Source organism: Psychrobacter sp. TB55-MNA-CIBAN-0194, assembly GCF_040309505.1.
GTDB lineage: Bacteria > Pseudomonadota > Gammaproteobacteria > Pseudomonadales > Moraxellaceae > Psychrobacter > Psychrobacter fozii.
Window position 1 is genome coordinate 1 of record NZ_JBEOOW010000480.1, and the last position, 258, is coordinate 258.

The 258-nt window shown below is 41.1% G+C and carries 1 protein-coding gene; it reads right to left on the minus strand.

From position 1 onward, the window contains the following. The coding region (locus tag AAEY75_RS15980) for a hypothetical protein (RefSeq protein ID WP_352260145.1) at window positions 1–258 on the minus strand (258 nt) is incomplete at both ends.

Genomic DNA, 258 nt, shown 5'->3' on the forward strand with positions numbered 1-258 from the left:
CAGGTACATCGGTTACGGGAGCAAAAGTGGTTGGTTCACCTTCGAACATTTCATAACCGAAACGTTTTAAAGCGTCTTTATCGCTGTCTTCATTAAAATCAAACTCGCTTGTTTTAGTTGTTGCTGATTGTCCATTTGTTTGATTTTGACGTGGTTCAACAACATTAGGATTTGTCACAGCAGCTGAATTATTAGCACTGCCTGAGAGTATTGAAGGGTCTATACCATACTGTTTTGCCACTCGCTCCTGCTCTGCTT